Genomic DNA, 25,968 nt, shown 5'->3' with positions numbered 1-25,968 from the left:
ATTCTACCATTTTTATAACGTCTTGTCTTTTTAAAAATCAGTTTTTATTAAAAAAATATACATATTTAACTATTTTTGATCACAACATTTTCTTTCCCGAGTAATTCTTCCAATTGTTCTATTAATTCGGGTGTATCATGGATCCAATTTTCTTCTGCTAAAACAATTTTTTTATTTGTTTGTACATAATAGAGAACGACCGGTATATTGCCTTTTGCCTTCATCATTATTTTTTTCATTTTTTCCAATGTCTCGTTGGTGTTCTGCACATCTAGTATCCGTATAAAACATTTTTTAGTGGTGTAACTGTCCATTACTTTCTCAACATTTTCCATTTGACCGACAATCATTTGAGGAGTATCTTCTCGTTTTGAATCAACTTTCCCAGAAACGTATAAAATAGTCCCGTTATTAAGAAAGTCAATAAATTGACGATATTTTGTCGGGAAAAGCGTGAGCGAGCAATCTCCAGAAGTATCACTAATTGTTACGAAAGCCATGGACTCACCTTTTTTAGTGCGGATTTTATGCACATTTTTTACCATCCCAATAATTCTACTTGTTTTTCCAATGGTCAGTTCGCTCGTATACTCAACTTGTTTCCATTGTCTCAATTGATCATACTTTTCAGTTGGATGACCTGACAAATATGTGCCTAAGTATTGTTCTTCTGTTTCTAGTTTTTCTTCAAGCGTTAAATCTGGAGCAAATTCATATTTAGGTTTTAATAATTCAAATAAATCAATATTGTTTCCGCTCATTTTTATGCTTTGAACAATTCCATCAACCGATGCTAATAAAGCGCCTCTAGAGTAATCAAATTGGTCGAATGCCCCTGCGTAGATTAATGGCTTAATGTATTCTGGCTTTAACCATTTTTTATCCAATCTTTTGAGAAAATCAATCAATCCTAAATATTTTCCATCGCTTTTTCGATTTTGAATCATTTCAACAATCATATCTCGTCTTAATCCTTTGATTGAATTGAAGCCAAATAAAATATTATTTTCAGTTAATGTAAACCCGCTAAAACTTGTATTGATATTAGGCGGAATAACTTTTATTTTCCTTTTTTTCGCTTCAATAATGTATTCTTTCATCTTAGCAGAACTGTTTAAGGCTGAATTTAATAGCGCCACAAAAAAAGCATTCGGGTAATGCGCTTTTAAATAGGCCATCTGATAAGCTATGAACGAGTAGGCCACTGCATGGGAACGGTTGAAACCATAATTCGCAAATCGTTCGATATAATCATAAACTTGCATGGCCACTTCTTTAGTGTACCCTAATTGGTTTGCACCAGAAATAAAATGATGTCTCTCTTTATCAATAATGGATTTTTGTTTTTTCCCAATCGCTCGTCTTAAAATATCCGCTTGACCTAACGTGTACCCACCCATTTTGGCAGCCACTTGCATGACTTGTTCTTGGTACACCATGACACCATAAGTGACCGCTAAAATTTCTGACAAGCTTTCATGAGGGTATTCTATAGGAAGAACACCTTTTTTCCTTTTAATAAAGGTATCGATTTGTTCCATTGGACCTGGACGATACAAAGCATTTACAGCTGCGATATCTTCGATTGAAGAAGGCTCTAATCTACGAAGAACGTTTTTTATTCCAGTAGATTCAAATTGAAAAATCCCCACCATATCTGCTTGACGGAATAATTGAAGAGTCTCTTGATCTTGCATTGGAATAGTCAAAAGATCCAAGCGTTTTCCAGTTTCCCTTTGAACAAGTTTTAGCGTGTTGTCAATGATCGTTAAATTTTTCAACCCTAAAAAGTCCATTTTTAACAATCCGATTTCTTCTACATTTCCCATCGGATATTGTGTTAACAGAATCTCTCCTCCACCTTTTTGCAAAGGAACATACTGAGTTAGTGGGTTATCACTGATAACAATTCCTGCTGCATGTGTCGATATGTGTCGAGGCAAACCTTCAATTCTTTTGGCCGTTTTAAACAGCAATTTATTTTTATCATTTTCTTCAACTAATTTCCTGAGTGTTACTGATTCTTTATAGGCTTTTTCTAAAGTGATGCCCAATATTTTTGGAATGGCTTTTGACCATACATTTGCTTCTGAAGGGCTTAGCCCAAATACTCGTGCTACATCTTTTAGAGCCATTTTAGCTGCCAATGTTCCAAAAGTGGCTATCTGAGCAACATGATTTTGACCGTACTTATTTTTTACATAATGCAAAATTTCTTCACGTCTATTATCAGGAAAATCCAAGTCGATATCAGGCATTGTATAGCGTTCTTCATTCAAAAATCGTTCAAATAATAAATTGTACTCTATTGGATCAACATCTGTGATTTCAAGCAAATAAGCTACCAAAGATCCAGCTGCTGAACCTCTACCTGCACCTGTAACAATTTTTACTTTATGAGCGTAAGCCATGACATCCCACACAATTAAAAAGTAATCTTCAAATCCCATTTTTTGAATAACGGCTAACTCATACTCTAATCGCTTTGTGTATCGCTCATCCGGTTGAACTACTCTCAACGTTAACCCTTTTAAACATTGTTCTTTTAAAAATTCCGTTGTCACTGTGTCTTTAGGTAAAGGAAATTTTGGCAATAATTGTTGATGCAGGGATATATCTGCATCAATCATTTTAGCTACCTCGTTGGTTTGTTGAGCAGCTTGTTCCAATCCGTTATCTTTAAATAACTTTTCTACCTCATTGCTTTCAGGTAAATAATACTCGCCTTCTTCAGCTTCCTGTTGATTGGATAGGACCTCTCCCTTATTGATTGCTCTTAATACTGTAGTGCTAAAGTCGTCAGCTGCATCGATGTACCGAATATCTTGCAAAGCAACTGTTAAAGTGCCTGTTTCATTTGCTAGTTCATTTACTGCATCTTGGATTACCTTAAGTTTTTGATGCAACTGTATGCCAAGATAAAATTGTTGCTTAGGAAAAGCCGCTTGCCATTTTCCGACAACTTTTGCTGCTGATTTTTTTTCATCTTGTAGTAAAAAGGATTCTGTCTCCCCTTTTTCTCCAGGTGTTATTGCGATTAAATTTTGACTGTATTGACTTATATGTTCAATTGTAAGCCATTCATTTTCAGTTAATAACATTTTCTCACTTGAAAGAGCCATCAAACTTTCATATCCTCTAGCATTTTTAGCTAATAAAATAATCGAATAAGTCTCTTCGTTATTTACAACGCCGCCAACATCTAATGTTAACCCTAAAATGGGTTTAATCTGATGTTTTTTGCACATTTTATAAAAGTCAACCATTCCATATAAGACATTGTGATCGGTTAAGGCGATCGCTCGATAACCTCTTTCTTTTGCTTTGACCACTAATTCTTCAATTGAAGTTGTACTTTGTAATAAACTATAAGAACTAATAACCTGTAATTGTACAAATGACATCTTGTCACCCCATTCTAACTCATTACTATCTATTATACCCTTCTAAGATTCGTATACGCAAACCTTCTAAAAAGAACTTTTTATTCTTGCGCAATATCCTAAAGTAACCTACAATCAAAAAAATTCTACTTACTTTTGCTTTACAAAGTTTTTGAAAGTGCTAAAATGAACGAGTAAAGAAGAGAGGTTATATCATGAAATATTTAGTGACATTATTTTGGGGATTCCTTATAGGACAAGCTGTCAATTACATTGGTAGTTCATTATCAAGCGGCTCGTATGACTTTATTACAGCATCTGCTATTGGATTATTTATTGGCGTTATGGTTATTTTAATTGCCAAATCTTTTCCTAATCAAAAACAAGGACATACAGCTAAATAAGCTTTTCATAAAAAAAAAAGACATTCTAATGAATGTCTTTTTTTTATTTAGTCATTTAAAATTGTTGTTTCGTAAGATAATTGATCCTCTTTTAAGGTAATCGTTACTTTGGATTTTGGTGGGATTTCTCCAGAAATGATCCCTTTAGCTAAAGGTGTTTCCACTTCTTTAGTAATAAATCTCTTCAATGGTCTCGCACCATACATAGGATCGTAAGCTTTTTCTGCTATCCATATCTGTGCCTCTTCTGAAATAGTCAGTTCAATATCTTGTTCTGCTAAACGTTCTGACAAATTGTGTACTAATTTGAGAACAATCTTCTTCACAACTTGTATACTAAGTGGGGCAAATAAAATCGTATCATCGATTCGATTTAAGAACTCTGGTTTAAAGGATGTTTTTAATAATGACATCACATGTTCTTTCGTCGCTTCTTTTATTTGTCCTTTTTCATCCGTACCTTCCAACAATAAATCAGATCCAATGTTACTTGTCATGATTAAAACAGTATTTTTAAAATCGACCATTCTGCCTTTAGAATCGGTTAGGCGTCCATCATCCAATACTTGTAATAAAATATTAAATACATCTGGATGAGCTTTTTCAATTTCATCTAATAAGACAATAGTATATGGACTTCTTCTTACCGCTTCGGTCAATTGTCCTCCTTCATCATATCCAACATAACCAGGAGGCGCTCCTATTAATCTTGAAACAGTATGTTTTTCCATATATTCGCTCATATCGATTCGCACCATATGATCTTGCGAGTCAAATAAGTTTTCGGCTAAAGCTTTGGCTAATTCAGTTTTCCCTACCCCTGTAGGTCCTAGAAACAGGAATGAACCTAGTGGACGATTAGGATCTTGGATACCAGCTCGAGCCCGGATAACCGCATCTGATACACTTTGTACCGCTTCATCTTGACCGATGACTCGTTCACTTAATGACGTATCTAAGTGCATCAATTTTTCACGTTCTCCTTTAACTAATCTACTAACAGGAATACCCGTCATCCGACCAATAACGACAGCAATTTCTTCATCTGTTACCGATTCTTGTACAAGTCTGATTGAATTCCCTTGGGCAGCTAATTGTTCCTCTTCTAGCTTTTTCAATTCTTTTTCTAAAGCAGGAATTTGTCCATGCCTTAAAACAGCGGCACGCTCTAAGTCATAGTTGCCTTCAGCTTCTTCTAACTCATGACGCGCTTTTTCAATTTCAGCACGTTTATTACGCAACTTAGCGACTTCTTCTTTTTCAGTTTCCCATTTCATTTTCAACTGATTGGCTTCTTCACGTAGATTAGACAATTCTTCCTGAATGATCTCTAATCTTCGGATACTAGCATCATCTTTTTCTTTTTTCAACGCTGCTTCTTCAATTTCCAGCTGCATCAAACGACGTGAAACTTGATCCAATTCAGTAGGTCGTGAATTCATTTCCACTCGAATCGTTGCACAAGCTTCATCTATTAAATCAATGGCTTTATCCGGTAAAAAGCGATCCGTGATGTAGCGGTTGGATAACGTTGCAGCAGCAACTAAAGCATTATCATGTATATTAACACTATGGTGAATTTCAAAACGTTCTTTTAATCCCCTTAAAATACTAATGGTCTCTTCTACAGTTGGCTCATCAACGAGTACTTTCTGGAAGCGTCTTTCCAGTGCTTTATCCGTTTCCATGTATTTCCGGTATTCATCTAGTGTGGTTGCACCAATACAATGCAATTCGCCACGAGCTAACATAGGCTTCAATAGATTTCCTGCATCCATGCTGCCTTCTGTTTTACCAGCACCTACAATAGTGTGGATCTCATCAATAAATAAGATGATTTGTCCTTCACTTTTTTTCACTTCTTTTAAGACGGCTTTTAAACGTTCTTCAAATTCACCACGGTATTTAGCCCCTGCAATCAACGCACCCATATCTAATGAAAAAATAGTTTTTCCTTTTAAGTTTTCAGGAACGTCTTTTCGAACAATTCGTTGAGCCAACCCTTCTACTATAGCCGTTTTACCGACACCAGGTTCTCCAATCAATACAGGATTATTCTTTGTTTTACGAGATAAAATACGAATCACATCACGAATTTCATCATCTCTTCCAATGACTGGGTCTTGATCTCCGCTTCTTACCGCCTTGACCAAATCAGTTCCATATTTTTCAAGTGCTTGATAAGTTTCTTCTTGATTTTGTGAGGTCACGCGATCTCCTCCTCTTATTTTTTCAATTTCAGCTTTTAATGCTTTTTCAGTTAATCCATTTTTGGTTAAATACTTTGTCAAGCTGTGGTTCTTTAATTTCATCAGTGCTAGCAAAACGATTTCGGTTGAAAGGAAATCATCTTGAAATTCAGTCCTTAAAGTATCAGCTTCCGTTAGCAATCGAAATAAGTTTTGGCTCATTCCTTGTCCATATTGAACGTTTGAGCCTTCCACAGTTGGGTAGTTGTCTAATTCTTGGTCTACAAAAAATTCAAAATCATCTGTATCGATTCCGAGAGATTGATAAAGTCCACGTGCAAAATGATCAGGAGTCAAAAACACTTTCCATAAATGGAGAAGATCAATTTCTTGATGCTTTCTGGTTACGGCAATACTTTGAGCTTCGCCAAGAGTTTGCTGCATTGTAGTGGTCATTTTTTCTATATCCATTGGAACCCCTCCTTGATTTTTACTAATCATATTATATTTAATTAGTCAGTAAAGGTCAATCAAAAACAATTGAATTTTTGAACTCAATTTGCAAGTTTAAGAGATTAGAATTTACTTTCAACATTGTTTCAACTACTAGAGTTAAAAAGTTTACTCTAACTTTTAATAGAGTAAACTTTTCTTTATCTAACGCCTAATGCAATTCTTGCATAACGGCTCATTCTGCTAGTATCCCAAGCAGGATACCAAACTAGCTTAACTTCGGTTGAAGTAATTTCAGGAATCGATTGCATAGCTGTCATAATATCATTGGTAATGGTATCTGCTAATGGACAGCCCATTGTAGTTAACGTTAACTTTATCACACAACGATTTTCATCCACCAATTCGATAGCGTAAACTAACCCTAGATTGACAATGTCAATGTTCAGTTCTGGATCTATAACTTGTTCTAAAGCTGTCATGATGAGTCCTTTAAGCTCTTCCATCTGATTTTCACTAGTTGGTTTCATTGGGTAACCACCTTCTCATTTTAACTTTATTTTACCTTTTATCAGAGGTGAAGTAAATCATTTCAACGAGAGTTTGTGATTTTTTTATAAATGTTTATTAAAAAATTCAGCTGTTTCAACCGAAATTATATATGGGACATGATGGCCATATCCTTCTGTTGTTGTAAAACTCACATGTTGACCATAATCTTGATCTTTTATTTTTTTATAAAAATCAAAAGTCGGTTGATAAGGGACTAATTCATCGTCTTCATCATGCCAGAAGTGAATAAATTTACCATCAATTTTTTCAGGTTGTAAATCGAGCGAAATAGCTTTTAATGATTCGATAGCAGGAGCAAATTGTTCTGACTCAAAATCGATTTCTACTCCTTGTTGCCATTTAGAGGTCAATAACCATTTAGAAAAAGGGATTGGTGCAGGACTTCCCATCAAGACAACAGCTGTTTTTATCCAAGGATATTGCGTTAATAACGCTGAAGTTGTTACACCGCCCATAGAAAGGCCAGACACGCCGATACGGTTTTGATCTGTTAATCCAGCGTTTACATAATGATCAATTATAGTTGGAAATTCTACTATACTATGTTGAACAACATCCCAAAATTCCATACTTCTTTCGGTTACTGGTGCTCCTTGACTTCTTTCACCATGTAAATAAGCTTCAGGAATCAATACTCTAAATCCTTTTTTAGCAATTTCGTATCCATGAACTAAAGAACTTTCTTTAAAATTTGTCCACCCATGATAAAAAACGACAGTTGGCAAAGTTTCATTTTCACTTTCTGTTGAAACAACCTCTAGTAAAGGGATGCCATTCACCTTTTCCTGTTTTACAGTTATCATCTATCTGACCTCTTTCTATATTTATTCTTATAGGCTTTGTGGTACACTATTAGTAAAGGTTCTATGTAGTACAAGTGTAGCATAAAAGAAACATAGAAGCTTTTATAAAGACAAATGAAGAATAGTCGGAGGATTTTGATGAATAAAAAATTAATTGCTCTTGATTTAGATGGCACTACATTGAATAATCGTTCTGAAATTTCAGTAAGAACACAAAATGTTTTAACAACTTTAAGAAATGCTGGTCACCTTGTTTCAATTGTAACAGGTAGACCTTATAGAAATAGCAAACAGTTTTATACTCAATTAGGTATGGAAACGCCCATGGTTAACTTTAACGGAGCGTTATGCCACTTGCCAGATCAATTAAATTGGGAATCACAATACCACAAAACACTAGATCGTGAAATTGCCTTAGATATGTTAACTTTAAAAAAAGAGTTAGATATCCACTTAATTGCAGCTGAACTCAGAGATACTGTTTTTGCGGATAACTATTTTGTTCCTTACAGCGACTTCTTTCCAGATGGAAAAAAAGGCGCTTCAAAACTAACATCTTCTAGTTTAAAAGAAGACCCTACTGCTGTTTGTGTATTTACGGATAAAGAAAATCAAGGTTATATCATTGAAAAAATCTCAGCTCGTTATGGTGATTCAGTCGAAATTAGAACTTGGGGCGGACAAACACCTTGTTTAGAAATCGTAGCAGCAGGTGTACAAAAAGCATTAGGTGTCGAACGCATTGCTCAAGTATATGGTATCAAACAAAAAGATATTATTGCTTTTGGTGATGAAGACAACGACTATGAAATGATTCAATATGCAGGTCATGGTGTAGTAATGAAAAATGGAATCGATACTTTAAAACATATTTCAAATGATGTAACGGAGAAAACCAATAACGAAGAAGGTTTGGCTCATTATTTAGAAAATTACTTTAAATTAGTCTAATTTCTTTCCTTAATTAAACGTAAAAAAAGACAAGGAGTCATTCATTAGGAATGGTTCCTTGTCTTACTTTATTTTTTTAATTGAGATTCCTTTTGTCGATCAGAACTCCAAAATTCACCTAATACTTTATTTGTTTCCATGAAATTAACAAACGCTGAAGCATCTGCTTCCCTGACCGCTTGTTCGAGTTCATACATCTCGTAGCGAGTGATAACCACCATTAAAATAGAACGATCCATTCCTGAATAAGCTCCTTTTGCAGGTATAATGGTGATTCCTCTTATTAATTTTTCGTGGATGACTTTTACTAAAGCATCTGGTTCATTGGTCACGATCATGGCTGTTACTTTTTGATGACTGGTATGAATTGTATCAATCACTTTAGTCATAACATAAATCGATACCAATGTGTACAAAGCATATTCCCATCCGTATAAGAAGCCGGCTGACGAAACAATCAGCAAATTCATGGCAAATGTTAAGGTTCCAATTGATCTCCCAGTTGTTTTAGCTAACACCATTGAGATAATATCCATTCCACCAGTTGAAAAACCGTATTTCAAAGCAAATCCAATTCCGGCTCCACTAATGATACCTCCAAATAAAGCATTCATCATAGGATCAGCCGTTAATGGATTAACCGGCAAGAGGATGATGAAAAATGAAATCAAGATAGAGGTTAAAAAACTATATAACGTAAAGTTTTTTCCTACTTTAAACCACCCAAGAATTGCGATTGGGATATTAAATACGAGAATCAGGATACCTGTATCAATTACAATTCCTGAACTGCTCCCGAGAATATCTGCTAATAATTGCGATACTCCATTAATCCCAGATGCATAAATATTAGAGGGAATTAAGAAATTATTCATAGCTATTGCACTTGTAATAGCTGCAAAAAAGATAAAAAAGATTTTTTTGGCTTGTTCGATCCAAAAATTTGGTGTTTTTAATTTTGTCATTTTACAACTCCCTACTTACTTAATCAAACAAGGATAACAAGTTTTTCTTTATAAAGAAAGCGGAAAATAGTTTTATTCATTACGCTCTCATTTGTATCCGTTTCCTTCTCCTATACACGCCTTTGTGGTACAATTTAAGAGCACAATGTAGAAGGAGGAAACAATTATGGCAAAAGAAGCAAGTTTTGATATCGTTTCAGAAATGAATATGGAAGAGATAAAAAATTCCATCCAGTTGGCAACAAAAGAAATCGCCAATCGTTTTGATTTTAAAGGCTCTATCAGCGAGATCAAATTAGAAAAAGAAAAATTGGTTTTAGTTTCAGATGACGACTTCAAGTTAGAGCAAGTAAAAGACGTATTGTCTAATAAATTGGTTAAGAGAGGCGTTCCTACCAGAAATCTCCATTATTCTTCAACTGAAAAAGCTTTTGGTGGAAATGTGCGTCAATTCGCTGACTTAATTAATGGAATCGATAAAGAACACGCAAAAACGATTACTCAATTGATTAAAAAATCTGGTATTAAAGTTAAAACTCAAATACAAGACGATCAAATACGAGTAACCGGTAAAAATCGTGATGATCTACAGCAAGTTATTGCTCTATTAAGAGATACAGATCTCCCAATTGATTTGCAATTTATCAATTACAGATAATCAAATACTACTTCTAGGATTATTATGCTGAAAGACCTTCAAATATGGATTTGAAGGTCTTTTTAGCATTTTTATTTAAAATTGTTCAACCGCTGTTACAGAGACTGTCTGGCTTCCTGCCAATAATTTAGATACAGGGCAACGATTTTCAGCTTCTTCCACGATTTTTTTACTTTCTTCAAAAGATAGTCCCTCAATTTTCGCAAAAGCTTCTACATTAAAGAAAAAACCGATTCCACTGGGTTCACGCATATAGTCAACATGAACTTCAACACGGCTTTCATTCTCTTTTCCTCTAGCTTTTAGCAAGGATTGAATCGTAGCATTGAGGCACGTACTAAAAGATAAGCCAAGTAATTCTTCAGGATTTGTGCCATCCTCATCGCTTAAGGGACTGGACAGCTTAACATTCAGTCCGCCATTTTTTACAAATGCTTGACCATTCACACCTGTTTCATTGACTATCTCAGCATGAAATAACGGTTTGCGGTCTTTCATGAAATCCCTACTTTCTTATTCATGATAACGATTAAATTGAATTTATTTTTTTCCTACAGCTTCTTCAATTTTAGGAAGAATACTTTTAGCAATTGTTGATCCTACGATCATCATTTCATAAGCTGCTCTCACCTCTTCTGTTGTTCGTGAAAGGAGTCTCATATAAATTTCTCCATCTCCAGCAAGACATACGCGATAATAACCTGTTTTCATTTCATTTAATTCATTTAAAACTTCTAACACTTTATGTTTTGCATCAAAATTCGTTACATAAGCTAGTTTATGGTACACAATTTGAAAATCAATGATACCCTCTTCTTTATTATCAAAAACAACCCCAAATGGTAAAGCTTGCTGATCATTCAGTTTAAATTTACCATTATACAAAATTTGTCCATTTTTTATTTCTTTCTTAGCTAAAGGCACATGTTTTGCCTTCAAGATGGCTTCAAAGTTTACTAATGCTTTATTCACTCTACAATACCCCACTTTTTTTAAGTTCTAATCGCTTTTTCATTTTCAATTATAACGTACTCTATTCATAATTAACAGCGTATTTAATAAAACAAAAAAAGTTCTAACTCAAGAGAGTTAGAACTTAAAAAATTCATCTTAGCGACGGATTTCTTTAATACGAGCTGCTTTACCGTGTAATGCACGTAAGTAGTACAATTTAGCACGACGTACTTTACCAAAGCGAACAACTTCGATTTGAGCAACACGTGGTGAGTGTAATGGGAATGTACGTTCAACGCCAATTCCATTAGAAATTTTACGAACTGTGTAAGTTTCGCTAACTCCAGCACCACGGCGTTTGATTACAACACCTTCAAATAATTGGATACGTTCTCTAGTACCCTCAACGATTTTAGCATGAACACGTACAGTATCTCCTGGACGGAAAGCTGGGATGTCTTCACGTAATTGTTCGTTAGTGATTGATTCAATTAAATTACTCATTATGTTTTTCTCCTTCCAACAAACCTTCATATATCACATATGGATACAGCGGAACATCGTTTTGATGGCAGGTTTTACCCGCTCACCAAATAATTTTAACATAAGCACTAAAGGGTGTAAAGTAAATTTCCTTATTTTCCAGAAAAAATAGCGAAAATTATAGTTTCTTTACTCTTTAGGAGTCGCTTCTTCTGCTTTTATTTCTTCTACATATTTTTGTTGTTCATCTGATAATAAGATGTTTTCAAGCATATCAGGGCGTCTTTCCATCGTACGTCTGATTGATTCTTTATCTTGCCACTCTTTTATTTTTTTATGATTCCCACTAATTATCACATCAGGAACTTTCATTCCGCGGTACTCAGCAGGTCTAGTGTACTGAGGATGCTCCAATAACCCAGTGGAATGAGAGTCCGTTTTAGCTGATTGATCGTTTCCTAAAACCTCAGGTAACAAACGTACCGTCGCATCGATCATCACCATGGCGCCTAGTTCCCCGCCAGTTAGAACGTAATCCCCTAACGAAATCTCATCCGTTACCAACGTCCGAATTCGTTCATCATACCCCTCGTAATGGCCACAAATAAATACTAGATGTTCTTCTTCTGCCAGTTCTTCTGCTACCGATTGAGTAAATGGAACACCTGCAGGATCTAGCAAGATCACGCGTTTTTTAGTATCAGGCGCCTGTTCATTAATTGCATCTATGGCAGCAAAAATAGGCTGCGCTTTTAATAACATTCCTGCACCGCCACCATAAGGATAATCATCTACATTCTGGTGCTTGTTATCTGTGTAGTCTCTAAAATTCATCACATTTACTTGTAGCAGATCTTTACCAATTGCTTTTCCAATAATGGATTCGGTCAACGGTCCTTGAAACATTCGCGGAAACAAGGTCAAAACATCAATTTTCATTAATCATCTAGCCCTTCCATCATATGAATCGTCACCATTTGGTTTTCTAAATCAACCTCTAATACGACTTCTTCAATATATGGAATCAATAGATCTTTCTTTTTCGGACGTTCAATTACCCATACATCATTAGCACCAGGTGACATTACTTCACTGATTTTCCCAATGGTATTTTTTTCTTCATCTTGTACAGTCAATCCAACTATTTGATGCAAATAGAATTCGTTTTTTGGCAATTCTGTTAAGCGGTCTTCGCTAACTTTCAGGATACCATCACGATATTTTTCTACATCATTGATATTTGGGTGGTTTTCAAAGGATAGGATATCAAAATTCTTGTGTTTACGATGGCTTGCAACAGTTAAATCCGTTACTAACTTGCCATCTTGGAATAACGATAACGTAGACCCTTTTTTGTATCTTTCTTCCGGAAAATCAGTTTTTGAAATAACTCGAACTTCACCTTTTATTCCTTGTGTGTTAACAATTTTCCCTACATTGTACAATGTTTTCATTGCATTCCCTCATTTACAATTAATTTTTTCATTTAAGTATCTATTCAGCTGGATGTCTAATAAAATCATTTATAAAAAAAGAAACCATCTCTTATTGAAGAAATGATTTCTTTTCCGGAATTTAGCTATTGGCAATTGTTAATCTTACACGTTTGGGTCCAAGAACTCTAACACTGTAAACAATTGTACGAATAGCTTTTGCTACGCGACCTTTTTTTCCAATTACTCGTCCAACATCATCAGGGTGAACAGACAATTGATATTCTAAAAACTCTTCAGTTTCTACTACATCGATTGTCAACTCATCCGGATGACTTACAAGAGGACTTACAACTGTAAGAATTAAATCTTTTATGTCAGCCATAGAAAACATCCTTTTTATTTAATGTTTTTTGATTCATGGAATTTTTTCATAATGCCTTCTTTTGAAAGGATGTTACGAATTGTATCAGAAGGTTGAGCACCATTAGCTAACCATTTTAATACTGCTTCTTCGTCCACTTTTACTTCTGCTGGATTAACAACTGGGTTGTATGTTCCTACAGTTTCGATGAAACGTCCATCACGTGGAGAACGTGAATCTGCAACTACGATACGGTAAAAAGGATTTCTTTTAGATCCCATGCGTTTTAAACGAATTTTTACTGCCATATTTCTTACACCTCCATTAACTATCTCACAATTAGTAGTTTACCAGTTTATTTATAGCTTGTAAAGTGTTTTTTCTTTACAGCTTGTTTTTTTTTACAAAGTAGTTATTTACTATTTCAAGATATTATTTACGACTTTTTTTATTCTTTTTCTTCATTTTTTTCTTATTCTTACGAACCATAGAATTCATAGCCATTTTTCCAAGTTTGCCTTTTGCACCTTGTCCAAATAGATTTTCCATACCGTTCATATTTCCTTTAGACATTTGACTCATCATTTTTTTCGATTCATTAAATTGCTTTATCAATCGATTTACTTCAGCTATTGGACGAGCTGAACCTCTCGCAATTCTACGACGTCGACTTTGAGATAAAAGATCAGGATTTTCTCTTTCTTGCGGTGTCATAGACAAAACAATAGCTTTCATTCGGGCAGTATCTTTTGGATCGATTTGAAGTTTATCTAATCCAGGAACATTGCTCATACCTGGAATCATTTTTAAAATATCTTCCATCGGTCCCATATTGCTGACTTGATCCATTTGTTCAATGAAATCATTGAAGTCAAAACTATTTTCACGTAATTTTGTCATCATTTCTTCTGATTTCTTTTCGTCAAAATCTTCTTGAGCCTTTTCAATCAGAGTTAACATATCTCCCATACCTAAAATACGGTTGGCCATACGCTCTGGATAGAATGGTTCTAAAGCATCTAGTTTTTCACCAGAACCTGTAAATTTGATAGGTTTACCAGTAACCGCACGAATAGAAAGTGCTGCTCCTCCACGAGTATCTCCATCTAATTTCGTTAAGATGACACCGGTGATATCTAATTGCTCATTAAATGATGAAGCGACATTTGCAGCTTCTTGCCCAGTCATTGCATCAACAACTAAGAAAATTTCTGTTGGCTGTGACGTTTCTTTAATATCGCTTAACTCTTGCATCAATGTTTCATCAATTTGTAAACGACCAGCAGTATCAATCAACACGAAATCTAAGTGTTCTGCCTTTGCTTTTTCGATCCCTTGTCTTGCGATTTCAACAGGACTGACTTGATCTCCCATAGAGAAAACAGGAACATCTAATTGTTTCCCAATAGTTTCTAATTGTTGAATGGCTGCTGGACGATAAATATCGGCAGCAATCAATAAAGGTCGTTTGTTTTGATTTTTGCGTAGATAGCTAGCTAATTTACCAGCTGTAGTCGTTTTACCTGCCCCTTGCAAACCAACCATCATGACAACTGTAGGTGCTTTAGGTGACGTTTGAATCGTGGCTTGTTCCCCACCCATCAACTCGGTCAATTCTTCATTAACGATTTTAATCACTTGTTGTCCAGGAGAAAGGCTGTCCAATACTTCAGAACCTACTGCACGAGCACTCACCGTTTTAACAAAATCTTTGACAACTTTAAAGTTAACGTCAGCTTCTAATAAGGCTAAACGTACTTCTCTCATCATTTCTTTTACATCAGCTTCTGATACTTTCCCTTTGCGACGCATTTTTGTCATCGCATTTTGGAGACGTTCAGTTAAACCTTCAAATGCCATTCTACTTCACCATTCCTTTATTTCTAATCTCTGTCTTTTTTTAATAACTCAATAAACTGTTCTAATACCTCATCTTTTGGATAATGACTCTTAATGTAACTTGACATATCCTCTATGACGGCCTTTGTAGTATTGAAATCTTCCAATAAGTGTAGCTTTTTTTCATACTCGATTAAGCTATTTTCAGTTCGCCTGATGTTATCATAAATTGCTTGACGACTAACTTCAAATTCTTCTGCAATCTCACCCAGAGAAAAATCATCTGCATAGTATAATTGCATATAACTTTTTTGTTTGTCGGTCAATAAAGAGCCATAGAAATCGAACAAGGCGTTCATTTGATTTGTTTTTTCAATTTCCAATCGTAACCCTTCTTTCTTTGCTTAACAACTGTCAAGGAAAACACGTTTACACACCTTATTAGCGTACCTGTTTTTGCCTAAATAATCAATAGTTTGTCTTGTTTTTACAAACATTTCTTTAATCCATTTAGTCGTTTTCACTATTTTTAATTACTGAGCTATAAGGTTATCTGATAACACACAAAAAGAACCCCCTTAACGGCAGGACAATCTCTGCCCGTTAAAGGAGTTCTTTACTAGTTTAATTACTTAAGAAACAAATTATAGCTTACCATTACGGTATTCTTCAATATTTGATTTAATATTTACTACTTTAGGTCCATAAATGACTTGGGCACTAGTCCCTTTGACAACAACTCCAGCTGCTCCAGTTGATTTTAACTTAGCTTGATCAACTAATTGACCATCTTTAACGGTAACTCTTAAACGAGTAGCACAATTATCAACGTCGATTAGATTTTCTTCTCCGCCAAGGCCTTCAATAATATCTGCAGACATTTCATCAGCAGGGTTAGAAGGTTTAACAGAAGATGCAGATGCAGGTGCTGTATTTGTTGAGCTAGCTAAATATTCATCTATATTTGATTTAATATTTGAAACTTTTGGTCCATAAATAACTTGGGCACTATTTCCTTTTACAACGACTCCAGCCGCTCCAGTTGATTTCAACATAGCTTGATCAACCAATTTACCATCTTTGATCGTTACTCTTAATCTTGTTGCACAATTGTCAACATCGACTAAATTGGCTTTTCCACCCAGTCCTTCAATAATGTCATGCGACATTTCATCTTGAACGGGTTCATTAGATGTAGTTCCGCCAGCTTTTTTAGCTTGGTAATCTGCTTTTGTATACATTTTTGATTCAGCTACTTCATCTTCACGACCTGGTGTTTTCAAGTCGAATTTTGTAATAAAGAAACGGAAAACGAAATAGTAAACAAGTGCATAAATAATTCCTACTAAGACAACTGGTATCCAGTTGGTTATTCCTTGTCCTGGTAAGATACCATACAATACAAAGTCAAGTAAGCCACCTGAGAAAGTCAATCCTACTCCAACATTTAAAAAGTGCATAATAACAAAAGAAAACGCAGCTAATACACAATGTACTCCGAAGTATAAGAAAGGTGAAGCAAATAAGAATGAAAATTCAAGCGGTTCTGTGATTCCTGTAAAAATTGACGTTAGTGAAGAAGACATCATAAGTCCCTTAACATCTTTTTTACGTTCAGGTTTAGCCGTTTGGTACATTGCTAAAGCTGCTGCTGGGAATCCGAAAATCATGAACGGGAATAATCCAGAGAAGAATTTTGCTGCTTCAGGATCAACAACTTGTCCATTAGCTAATTGTGAGAAGACGATGTTTTGAGCTCCTTCAACAATTGTTCCGTTAATTTCAGCCGTTCCTCCAAGTGCTGTCTGCCAGAAAGGAAGATAAAACACATGATGTAAACCTAATGGAATCAATGCACGATAAATAAAACCGTACAAGAAAGTTCCAAAATACCCAAGTTCAGCTACAACTGAACCTAACCATGCAATCCCTGCACCAGCATATGGCCAGATAAACGCAAGAATCATCCCGACGATTACAGCTGCAAATGCTGATACGATTGGTATGAAACGCGTTCCAGAAAAGAATGATAAAGCGTCTGGTAATTCAATTTTATAAAAGCGATTGTGCAAGGCAGCAACGATCAATCCCATAATGATTCCGCCAAATACACCTGTATTCATTGTTGCCTCAAAACTAAGTACCGAAGCAATTAATCCCGGTGTTTGTTGCAACTTTTCTATATTTCCAAAGTTTGTTATGGTACTTGTTAAAGATGCATACATCATAAAGTACGCTACAACAGCTGATAAAGCCGCAACTTCTTTAGCAGCTTTAGCCATTCCTAAAGCAACCCCAACTGCAAAGAGCAGTGGTAAATTATCAAATACGATCGTTCCACAATCTTTAAGTACTGTTAAAACACCATATAAAACAGTACCTTCCCCTAATAACCACTCTAAGTCATATAGACTTACAAATGAATCTCCAGTAAAAGATGACCCTATTCCTAATAGCAAACCTGCTACTGGAAGCAATGCAATAGGCAACATAAAGGTTTTACCCATTTTTTGCAGCCCTTCAAAAATTTTATCTTTCACTTCTTTTCCTCCTTAAAATCTAAATAAGTGCTTGTATGAATATATTATAATAACAGCATACTTTGCAATATTATCACATTGGTGAACCAGTTTCAAAATGTAAACGTACACACGTTCGAGAAAAAAAGAGTAACCTTTTAATTTACTTAAAAGGTTACTCTTTAAGAATTTTTATTAAATCGAATTTTGAATTAATTCGCTAAATAATCCATAAATATATTCATTTGGATCAAATAGTTGCAAGTCATCCATACTTTCACCTAATCCAACAAATTTCACAGGAATATCTAACTCTTTACGAATAGCTAAAACAATTCCACCTTTTGCTGTGCCATCTAATTTAGTTAACACAATTCCAGTTACATTGGTCGTTTGTTTAAATTGTTTGGCTTGGTTCATCGCATTTTGTCCAGTTGTTGCATCTAGTACAAGCAACACCTCATGAGGACCGCCTGGTATTTCACGTTCTATAATCCGTTTCATTTTTTCTAACTCATTCATAAGATTTACTTTGTTTTGTAAACGTCCAGCTGTATCTACGAATAAAATATCTGCTTGTTGTTGTTTAGCTTCTTTAATCGCATCAAACACTACAGCTGCTGGATCTCCACCAGCTTTACCACTGACTACTTCTACGCCAACACGCTCTCCCCAAACATGTAACTGTTCTATCGCACCAGCTCTGAACGTATCACCAGCTGCTAAGAGTACCTTTTTACCTTCTTGTTGGTAAAGATGCGCCATCTTGCCGATTGTAGTGGTTTTCCCTACACCGTTTACGCCAACCACCAAAATCACCGTTAACCCATCAGGATTTATATGGACTTCTGGCTTTTCAGTATCCTCTTTTTCATAAATTTCAACCATTTTTTCAATAATCACTTGTTGAACTTCATTGGAAGCTTTTGCATTTTTCAGTTTTACTTCTTGGCGTAAGGCATCTGTAATTTCCATTGTCGCTTCAAAACCAACATCTGCCCCAATTAAAACTTCCTCAAGTTCATCAAAAAAATCTTCATCAACTGTTCTAAAATTAGCAAACAATTCATTCATGCGTTGAGAAAATGTTTTTCTCGTTTTTTCAAGGCCTTTTTCATACTTTTCGGTTACTTCTGTGGTTTCAATTTTCTCTTCACCTGTAAAAGCTTTTTTGATTTTGTCGAATAATCCCATTTTATACCCTCTTTTCTTGGCATTGTTAATGATTAGTTAAGTACAAATTTTTGAATGGCATGTGCCACGCCATGTTCTTCATTTGTTTTAGTAATATATTGAGCCATTGATTTGATGTCATCCGTAGCATTTCCCATGGCTACTCCCATGCCTGCATATTCAATCATTGCTGCATCGTTAGCTTCATCCCCTAATGCCATTACCTCTGATGCTTCAAAACCTAGCAAATCGGCTAAAACAGCTATTCCACTACCTTTGTCTACACCTTTAGGCATTAGTTCTAATAATATTGGACGAGATTTCATTATCGTATATTTTTTATAAAAATGAACGGGAATGTTTTGAATGGCTTCATCTAATTCGGTTTGAGCGTAACAAAAGACTGTTTTATTGATTGCAATATCTTCTGGTACTTCTTCCATTGCTATCGGAACATATGGCAATGCTGACATAACTGTTGGATATAGCGAGTCTCTCCCTTTAGGGTATGGCGGCTCATAAATTTTTTCTAAATCAATGAAGTTACAAGGCACATTGATCTGTTTGCTTAGCTCAAAAATTTCTTCTGTTTCAGCTTTTGTTAATGTTGTCTTAGATAATACTTCACCAGTATCTGTACGTTGTACTAGACCACCATTGTAAGTAATGCCATAATCTCCAGCTTCTTTTAAATTTAGCTCTTCTAAATAGGCGATCATTCCTAACAAAGGTCGGCCGGTACAAAGAACTACTTTGACGCCTTGTTCTTTTGCTTGTTTGATTGCTTCTTTATTTTCATCTGATATGCCATGTTTCCCATTTAATAATGTTCCATCCAAATCAATTGCAACTAATTTAATCATGCTTTGACTCCAATCTTTTTAATAACTACTTTAAAAGGGAAAAAAAGATCGACACCAATCGATCTTTCCTCCTCTATTGTTTCTAGGTTATTCCTACAGGTGTTTCGGTTAATTCTTCTAAACGAACAGATACGACTTTAGAAACACCTGATTCTTGCATGGTTATTCCATAAAGAACATTAGCTTCTTCCATAGTTCCTTTACGGTGAGTAATAACGATAAATTGAGTATCTCCATCAAATCGTTTTAAATATTTTCCAAATCGGATGACGTTAGCTTCATCTAGTGCAGCTTCAACTTCATCTAAAATACAGAAAGGTACCGGTCGGGCTTGTATGATTGAAAACATTAGAGCAATTGCTGTAAATGCTCGTTCTCCGCCAGATAATAAACTTAACTGCTGTAGTTTTTTCCCTGGTGGTTGAGCGATGATCTCAATACCTGTCGTTAACAAGTTTTTAGGATCTGTTAATCGTAATTCAGCTGAGCCTCCGCCAAACATTTGCGGAAAAACTTCAGAAAACCTTAGTCGAATATCTTCAAACACTTCTGAAAAACGAAGCTTCACTTCTTCATCCATTTCGTTCATCGTGGTGTACAAACTAATTTTTGCTTCTACTAAATCTTCACGTTGATCCACAAGGAAAGAATACCGCTCATTTACACGATCAAATTCTTCAATAGCACCAATGTTAACAGAGCCCAGCTCTTCAATACTTTGTTTCAAAAGCTTCACTTTACGTGTCGCTTCTTCAACAGAAAGCTCAAGCAGATGGCTTTCTTTAGCCGCTTCAAAAGTCATACTGTATTCTTCATTTAAATAAGTTAAGCGATTTTCAATCGCAACATCTGTTCGATTCATTGAGACTTCAGATTTTGCTTTTTCTTCTAGAAGATAATGTTTTTGATTATTCGTTATTGTCGTTAGCTGTTCAATTTCATTCAGCTGACCTTCAATTGTATTTTTCTCACTTTTCACTTTTGATAATTGACTTTCTAGCATCTGCTTTGTGTCTGATAATTGCGCTAACTGATCGCTTAATTCTTTTTTAGTCATCTGATGCGTACCATCAGAATGCGTTATTTGTTCCATTCGACTAGTGATGGTCGTAATGTCTTTCTGTTGATCATCTAATTGACTAGAGACCGCTTTTTGTTCTTTTTTCAAACTAAGCAATTGCTCTTTTAAAGCAGCTAACTTAGTTCGTAGCTGCTGTTGTTTTTCATTAACCAACGTATGATTTTTTTCGCGCTCTTCCTTTTGAGAAGAAGCTAATAAAATCTGATGATTGATATGCTCCATTTCTTTTTTGACCGTTTGAAAAGATTCCGTTAACTCCGTTTTTTTCAACTCATAGGACTCTACTTCTTCTTTTGCTTCTTTGTATTCATATTGGAGAGCTTTTAACTCTCTCGTTAACCGGATTTGTTTTTCTTCCAATGTTTCCGCTTGATTTTTTAATTCTTGTTCTTTCAAGCGTTGTTTTTCTCCAAGTTCACGTAATTCGTTTAAGTTTGTCTCTTCTTTTTTTATTACTTGTTTCATTGTCCGAACTTCTATTTCTTTTTCTGTCAAAGTCGTTTCCATTTGAGTGATTTGCTTAGTTAAATTTGTTAATTCATTTTTCCGAGCAAATAAACTTCCCTGATTGCCAGACTTGCTTGCTCCACCAGTCATTGAACCCCCAGCATTCATCACATCGCCTTCAAGAGTCACTACACGGTACTTAAATTGAATTTCACGTGCAATGTTATTAGCAGAGGACAAATCTCTGGCAACAATGGTTGTTCCCAATAAATTTTGTATAACTGTTGAAACAGCTTCAGGATAAGCAATCAATTTACTTGCAATCCCTAAGAAACCATCACAACTGCTAGCCTTATTTTCTACAGATGTTGGCAGATGACGAGCTTTTATTGTGGTTAAAGGTAAAAATGTTGCTCGACCAATACGTTTTTGTTTTAAATACTGAATACCTTTACGTCCGCTTTGCTCATCTTGAACGATAATGTTTTGGCTAGCTGCACCGAGTGCAATATCAATAGCTAACTCAGCTTGTTTGGGCACTTCAATCAATTCAGCAACAGCTCCGATGATTCCACCGATATCTTTTTTACGTTTTAAAACTTCTTTTACACCTTGATAAAAACCAGCATAATCTTCATTTAATTCTTTCAAACTTTCTTTTTTTGCTTTTGCCTGCTGCACAACTTTTAAAGCATCATACATACGCGTCTCGTTCACTTCTAATTCTTGTCTTTTAGTTTGAACGCTTGCTTGTTTCTCTTGATATAATAGTAATTTCTGAGCAATCTCTTGTTGCGTATTTGTTAATTCTTTAGCAATACGTGTAAAATCTTCCGTAATTTTTTCGATCGTTTTCTCGAGTTCCTTGACCGATGCGGTTGATTTCAAGTTCTTTTGCGCCATTTGATAAGAGCTTCGCTCAAGATAGGTTTGCTCATTGCGCAAACTGGTTTGCTTTTGCATTAAATCAACATATTCATCTCGCAAACTCTCAATCGTCTCTTTTGAATTTCCAGAAAGAGACAAGGCTTCTTTTTCAACAGCTAGAAGTTCTGACTTTAATTGTCGTTCTTGTTCCGTTTTCTCAGCAAGGTTTTCATCGATCCCTTTTAATTGTTGCTCTAATTGAGCCACTCTCTGGTTTGCTTGCTCTTTAGTGACTTCAAGTTGCTGTAGATTTTCAGTGGTGTACTTATTGCGTTCAGATAAAACATTATTTTGACCATCAGTCTGTTCAAATAATTGAATGGTTTCAACCAATTTTTGCTGAGTTTTTTCAATTTCATCAGTCAATTTAGCTTTTTGTTTCCGTTTGTGCTTCAATTGCGTTTCACAATCCGATAAGCTTATTTGCTTTTCAACTAATTGTTTCTCAAAAGAACTCATTTCATGTTTGCTTTCATCCCATTTTACTTTCAAACGTTCAATTTCAACAACCGTTAAAGCAATATCCATTTCGGTCAATTTTTCCTTATAAGATAAATAGTCTTTCGCTATACTGCTTTGTTCTCTCAAAGGTTCAACTTGCCCTTCCAGTTCATAGACAATATCTTGGACACGATTTAGATTTTCTTCGGTTTCAGTTAATTTTTGTTCAGCTTTTTTCTTACGTGTTTTGTATTTTAATACACCAGCTGCTTCTTCAAAAATTGCTCTTCTTTCTTCTGGCTTACTGTTGAAAATACTTTCAACTTTTCCTTGAGAAATAATCGAAAAAGACTCTTTTCCCAATCCCGAATCCATAAAAAGATCAACGATATCTTTCAAACGACAAGCTTGTTTATTCAAATAGAATTCACTCTCACCGTTTCGATGCAATCGTCTCGTAATACTTATTTCGCTAAATTCTAACGGTAAAAAATGATCTTCATTTTCTAGTATCAATGTAACTTCAGCTAAATTGACTGGTTTCCTTGTATCAGATCCTGAAAAAATAACATCATTCATTCTTCCGCCACGTAGGTTCTTTGCTGATTGTTCACCTAAAACCCAACGGATGGCTTCTGTAATATTACTTTTCCCACTTCCGTTAGGACCTACTACAGCTGTCACACCATCATGAAACTCAATTGTTGTTTTATCCGCAAATGATTTGAAACCAGCGATGTCTATTCTTTTTAATTGCACAACTACTGGCTCCTTTCTCCTGTACTATTTTTCTTGCAAAGCAAGCAATGCATTTTCTGCAGCCACTTGTTCAGCTGCTTTTTTAGTTTTCCCTTGTCCTTGTCCAAGTACTTGCCCTTCAGCAAGTACTTCTACCACAAAGGCCTTTTGATGTGCAGGCCCAATTTCATCAACTAATTGATAGTCGATTCCAATTTCACCTTTTTGTTGTAAAAACTCTTGTAAATTAGTTTTATGATCCATCACATGTGAGAAAGCACCGGACTTGATTTTTGGAAAAATCGTTTGATCAAGAAAAGATAATACGCTATCTATTCCTTGATCTAAATATAACGCTCCAATAAAGGATTCAAATAAATCGCAAAGTAATGCTGGACGTTTTCGTCCATTCATACGTTCTTCGCCTCTACCTAAACGGATAAATTGATCGAATTCGTATTCTTTTGCGAATTGACTCAAACTAGCTTCACAAACAATAGTCGCTCTCAATCGTGTTAATTTCCCTTCAGGCAAGTTAGGATATAATTCGTATAAAAATCTTGATACGGTTAATTCTAATACCGCATCTCCTAAAAATTCAATTCTTTCATTATCCTTTAACTCAAGATTCCTGTGCTCATTCACATATGATGAATGGGTAAATGCTTCTTCTAAATATGATAGGTCATGAAAAACCAAATCAAATTTAGTCTTTAATTGTGTTAAAAATGCGTCATCCATTGTATTCTTCCTTTCTATAAAAATTTCTCCATGCTCTTTCATTATACTGTGTTTAGTCATAAAAATAAACCATTTCTAAGTTTATCCTCTAACGTATATCAAGAGTGAAGACCATTCATCTGGTTTACTTCAAAAAGAAAGAGTCGCTTAACTCAAAATAAGTTAAGCGACTCTAGAGAACCTTATTAATTTTTATGTTGATCAATATAGGTTACTGCATTTCCAACTGTAGCGATTTGTTCAGCATCTTCATCAGAAATTTCTGTTCCGAAGACATCCTCTAATTCCATAACTAATTCTACAACATCAAGAGAATCAGCACCTAAATCATCTTTAAAAGTAAGTTCTTTAGTTACTTTTTCTTCATCAATGCCAAATCTTTCAACAATGATTTTTCTTATTTTTTCGAAAGTTTCATTAGTAGACAATCTTTTACACCTCCGCATTTGACTTTATTATTAATGGTAAATTAATATCACTTTATTTATTTTAACGATATTCACAAACATTGTCCAACTATTTTTTAGTGCTGCATTTTTTCCTTGTTCAGAAAAACTTATTCAGACGGTAGTTCTTTTGTTTCAAAATAGTGAACTAAGTCATCAATAACATGTGATTCCAACATTTCGTGAATTTGCTTAATCGTGTGGTACACAGCTTCTTTTTCAGTTGATCCGTGAGTCTTGACAACAGGCGCTTTAACTCCAAATAACACTGCTCCGCCATGCTTTGAGTAATCCATAACATCTTTCATATTAGAAAAACTATCTTTTAATAACAATCCGCCTAATTTAGCTTTTGTGCCATTTTCATACACAGCATTTTTAATAAGTTTCATCATAGACATAGCTGTACCTTCAATTGTTTTTAATACAGCATTTCCAGTAAAACCATCTGTAACGACTACATCCGCTGCCCCGCCTAACAATTCACGTGCTTCAACGTTTCCGATGAAGTTAATATCTGTATTGTTTGCTAACAGTTGATAAGCTCTCTTTGTTACATCATTTCCCTTATTTTCTTCTGTTCCGTTATTCAAAAGTCCAACTTTTGGATTTTTGATTCCTCGAACAAATTGAGCGTAATAGCTTCCTAATATCGCATATTGGTGAATGTTTTCTGGTTTAGTATCTGCATTTGCACCAACATCCATTAAGTTAAAGGTTCCATTTTCTGTTCCAATTACAGGCAACGAAACTAACAGCCCTGGTCGATCGATTCCTTTAATTCTTCCAATAATCAATAATCCAGCAGTCAATAATGCACCTGTATTCCCCGCAGAAAATAAAGCATCTGCTTCTTTGTCTTTTACAGCTTGTGCCGCTAAAACCATTGAAGCGTTCTTTTTACGGCGAACTGCACGAACAGGATCGTCATCACTCGCTATTTTTTCATCTGTATGAATAATGGTGATATTCGTTTCATCCGTTAAGTATTTTCTTATCGACTCTTCTTTTCCATATAAAAGAAACTCAATATCATTGTATTCTTTAGCTGCCATCATGACACCTTCTACAATTGCTTTTGGAGCGTTATCTCCGCCCATAGCATCTACTGCAATTTTCAAATCATTTGCCTCCCTAGTT

At 35.2% G+C, this 25,968-nt stretch carries 24 protein-coding genes; 3 read left to right on the top strand and 21 right to left on the bottom strand.

Features of this window, described 5'->3' with window-relative positions; translation table 11 throughout:
* Nucleotides 1-65: 65 nt before the first annotated feature.
* Nucleotides 66-3,404: a DNA polymerase III subunit alpha gene (dnaE, locus tag CAR_RS05085; protein WP_013710644.1), complete on the bottom strand. Its 3,339-nt coding sequence runs from the start codon at nucleotides 3,402-3,404 to the stop codon at nucleotides 66-68.
* A gap of 194 nt (nucleotides 3,405-3,598) precedes the next feature.
* Here dnaE and CAR_RS05080 point away from each other — a divergent pair, with 194 nt between their 5' ends.
* Nucleotides 3,599-3,787, top strand: a complete 189-nt coding sequence (locus CAR_RS05080; protein ID WP_013710643.1) for a YjzD family protein — start codon at nucleotides 3,599-3,601, stop codon at nucleotides 3,785-3,787.
* Between the two features lie 47 nt (nucleotides 3,788-3,834).
* Here the strand turns inward: CAR_RS05080 and clpB are convergent, their stop codons facing one another.
* From clpB to CAR_RS05065, 3 genes are all read right to left on the bottom strand, one after another.
* Nucleotides 3,835-6,447 (bottom strand): ATP-dependent chaperone ClpB, encoded by a 2,613-nt coding sequence (clpB, locus tag CAR_RS05075; protein ID WP_041556243.1) that lies wholly within the window; start codon nucleotides 6,445-6,447, stop codon nucleotides 3,835-3,837.
* Between the two features lie 182 nt (nucleotides 6,448-6,629).
* Nucleotides 6,630-6,959: a metal-sulfur cluster assembly factor gene (locus CAR_RS05070; RefSeq protein WP_013710641.1), complete on the bottom strand. Its 330-nt coding sequence runs from the start codon at nucleotides 6,957-6,959 to the stop codon at nucleotides 6,630-6,632.
* A gap of 84 nt (nucleotides 6,960-7,043) precedes the next feature.
* Nucleotides 7,044-7,805 (bottom strand): prolyl oligopeptidase family serine peptidase, encoded by a 762-nt coding sequence (locus tag CAR_RS05065; protein ID WP_041556241.1) that lies wholly within the window; start codon nucleotides 7,803-7,805, stop codon nucleotides 7,044-7,046.
* A 138-nt stretch (nucleotides 7,806-7,943) separates the two neighbouring features.
* On the opposite strand from CAR_RS05065, the gene CAR_RS05060 reads away from it, so the two are divergent.
* Nucleotides 7,944-8,756 carry a Cof-type HAD-IIB family hydrolase gene (locus CAR_RS05060; RefSeq protein WP_013710639.1) on the top strand — a complete coding sequence of 271 codons (813 nt, stop codon included), beginning with the start codon at nucleotides 7,944-7,946 and terminating at the stop codon, nucleotides 8,754-8,756.
* 68 nt (nucleotides 8,757-8,824) lie between these two features.
* Here the strand turns inward: CAR_RS05060 and CAR_RS05055 are convergent, their stop codons facing one another.
* Nucleotides 8,825-9,721 (bottom strand): YitT family protein, encoded by an 897-nt coding sequence (locus tag CAR_RS05055; protein ID WP_013710638.1) that lies wholly within the window; start codon nucleotides 9,719-9,721, stop codon nucleotides 8,825-8,827.
* Between the two features lie 166 nt (nucleotides 9,722-9,887).
* On the opposite strand from CAR_RS05055, the gene CAR_RS05050 reads away from it, so the two are divergent.
* Nucleotides 9,888-10,379 (top strand): YajQ family cyclic di-GMP-binding protein, encoded by a 492-nt coding sequence (locus tag CAR_RS05050; RefSeq protein WP_013710637.1) that lies wholly within the window; start codon nucleotides 9,888-9,890, stop codon nucleotides 10,377-10,379.
* A gap of 75 nt (nucleotides 10,380-10,454) precedes the next feature.
* On the opposite strand, the gene CAR_RS05045 is transcribed toward CAR_RS05050, so the two are convergent.
* From CAR_RS05045 to plsX, 16 genes are all read right to left on the bottom strand, one after another.
* The gene (locus CAR_RS05045; RefSeq protein WP_013710636.1) at nucleotides 10,455-10,877 is read right to left on the bottom strand and encodes an OsmC family protein; all 423 of its coding nucleotides are present in this window, start codon (nucleotides 10,875-10,877) and stop codon (nucleotides 10,455-10,457) included.
* Between the two features lie 42 nt (nucleotides 10,878-10,919).
* A complete protein-coding gene (locus CAR_RS05040; protein WP_013710635.1) occupies nucleotides 10,920-11,351 on the bottom strand; it encodes a hypothetical protein in 432 nt (143 codons plus the stop codon).
* 138 nt (nucleotides 11,352-11,489) lie between these two features.
* The gene (gene rplS, locus CAR_RS05035; protein ID WP_013710634.1) at nucleotides 11,490-11,837 is read right to left on the bottom strand and encodes a 50S ribosomal protein L19; all 348 of its coding nucleotides are present in this window, start codon (nucleotides 11,835-11,837) and stop codon (nucleotides 11,490-11,492) included.
* A gap of 168 nt (nucleotides 11,838-12,005) precedes the next feature.
* Nucleotides 12,006-12,755 carry a tRNA (guanosine(37)-N1)-methyltransferase TrmD gene (gene trmD / locus CAR_RS05030; RefSeq protein WP_013710633.1) on the bottom strand — a complete coding sequence of 250 codons (750 nt, stop codon included), beginning with the start codon at nucleotides 12,753-12,755 and terminating at the stop codon, nucleotides 12,006-12,008.
* Nucleotides 12,755-13,270 carry a ribosome maturation factor RimM gene (gene rimM / locus CAR_RS05025; protein WP_013710632.1) on the bottom strand — a complete coding sequence of 172 codons (516 nt, stop codon included), beginning with the start codon at nucleotides 13,268-13,270 and terminating at the stop codon, nucleotides 12,755-12,757. Before rimM ends, trmD begins: the two co-directional genes overlap by 1 nt.
* Before the next feature lie 121 nt (nucleotides 13,271-13,391).
* A complete protein-coding gene (locus CAR_RS05020) occupies nucleotides 13,392-13,634 on the bottom strand; it encodes a KH domain-containing protein (protein ID WP_035022574.1) in 243 nt (80 codons plus the stop codon).
* A 14-nt stretch (nucleotides 13,635-13,648) separates the two neighbouring features.
* Nucleotides 13,649-13,921, bottom strand: coding sequence for a 30S ribosomal protein S16 (gene rpsP / locus CAR_RS05015; protein ID WP_013710630.1), 273 nt, complete (start codon nucleotides 13,919-13,921; stop codon nucleotides 13,649-13,651).
* Nucleotides 13,922-14,045: 124 nt separating this feature from the next.
* Entirely contained in the window at nucleotides 14,046-15,473 is a 1,428-nt protein-coding gene (ffh, locus tag CAR_RS05010; RefSeq protein WP_013710629.1) for a signal recognition particle protein, read from the bottom strand.
* 23 nt (nucleotides 15,474-15,496) lie between these two features.
* The gene (locus CAR_RS05005; protein WP_013710628.1) at nucleotides 15,497-15,835 is read right to left on the bottom strand and encodes a putative DNA-binding protein; all 339 of its coding nucleotides are present in this window, start codon (nucleotides 15,833-15,835) and stop codon (nucleotides 15,497-15,499) included.
* A gap of 261 nt (nucleotides 15,836-16,096) precedes the next feature.
* Nucleotides 16,097-17,992: a PTS transporter subunit EIIC gene (locus CAR_RS05000; protein WP_013710627.1), complete on the bottom strand. Its 1,896-nt coding sequence runs from the start codon at nucleotides 17,990-17,992 to the stop codon at nucleotides 16,097-16,099.
* Nucleotides 17,993-18,166: 174 nt separating this feature from the next.
* A complete protein-coding gene (gene ftsY / locus CAR_RS04995) occupies nucleotides 18,167-19,165 on the bottom strand; it encodes a signal recognition particle-docking protein FtsY (RefSeq protein ID WP_013710626.1) in 999 nt (332 codons plus the stop codon).
* 32 nt (nucleotides 19,166-19,197) lie between these two features.
* Nucleotides 19,198-20,007, bottom strand: coding sequence for a sugar-phosphatase (gene yidA / locus CAR_RS04990; protein WP_013710625.1), 810 nt, complete (start codon nucleotides 20,005-20,007; stop codon nucleotides 19,198-19,200).
* 82 nt (nucleotides 20,008-20,089) lie between these two features.
* On the bottom strand, nucleotides 20,090-23,662 hold the full coding sequence (gene smc, locus CAR_RS04985; RefSeq protein ID WP_013710624.1) for a chromosome segregation protein SMC: 3,573 nt from the start codon (nucleotides 23,660-23,662) through the stop codon (nucleotides 20,090-20,092).
* Between the two features lie 24 nt (nucleotides 23,663-23,686).
* Nucleotides 23,687-24,382 carry a ribonuclease III gene (rnc, locus tag CAR_RS04980; RefSeq protein WP_041556238.1) on the bottom strand — a complete coding sequence of 232 codons (696 nt, stop codon included), beginning with the start codon at nucleotides 24,380-24,382 and terminating at the stop codon, nucleotides 23,687-23,689.
* A gap of 185 nt (nucleotides 24,383-24,567) precedes the next feature.
* Nucleotides 24,568-24,810: an acyl carrier protein gene (gene acpP, locus CAR_RS04975; RefSeq protein ID WP_013710622.1), complete on the bottom strand. Its 243-nt coding sequence runs from the start codon at nucleotides 24,808-24,810 to the stop codon at nucleotides 24,568-24,570.
* A gap of 128 nt (nucleotides 24,811-24,938) precedes the next feature.
* A complete protein-coding gene (plsX, locus tag CAR_RS04970; RefSeq protein WP_013710621.1) occupies nucleotides 24,939-25,949 on the bottom strand; it encodes a phosphate acyltransferase PlsX in 1,011 nt (336 codons plus the stop codon).
* Nucleotides 25,950-25,968: the final 19 nt, after the last annotated feature.

It is taken from the genome of Carnobacterium sp. 17-4 (assembly GCF_000195575.1).
Taxonomy (GTDB): domain Bacteria; phylum Bacillota; class Bacilli; order Lactobacillales; family Carnobacteriaceae; genus Carnobacterium_B.
Note: the sequence above shows the minus strand (reverse complement) of the source record. Positions and strands in the feature narration are given on the sequence as shown.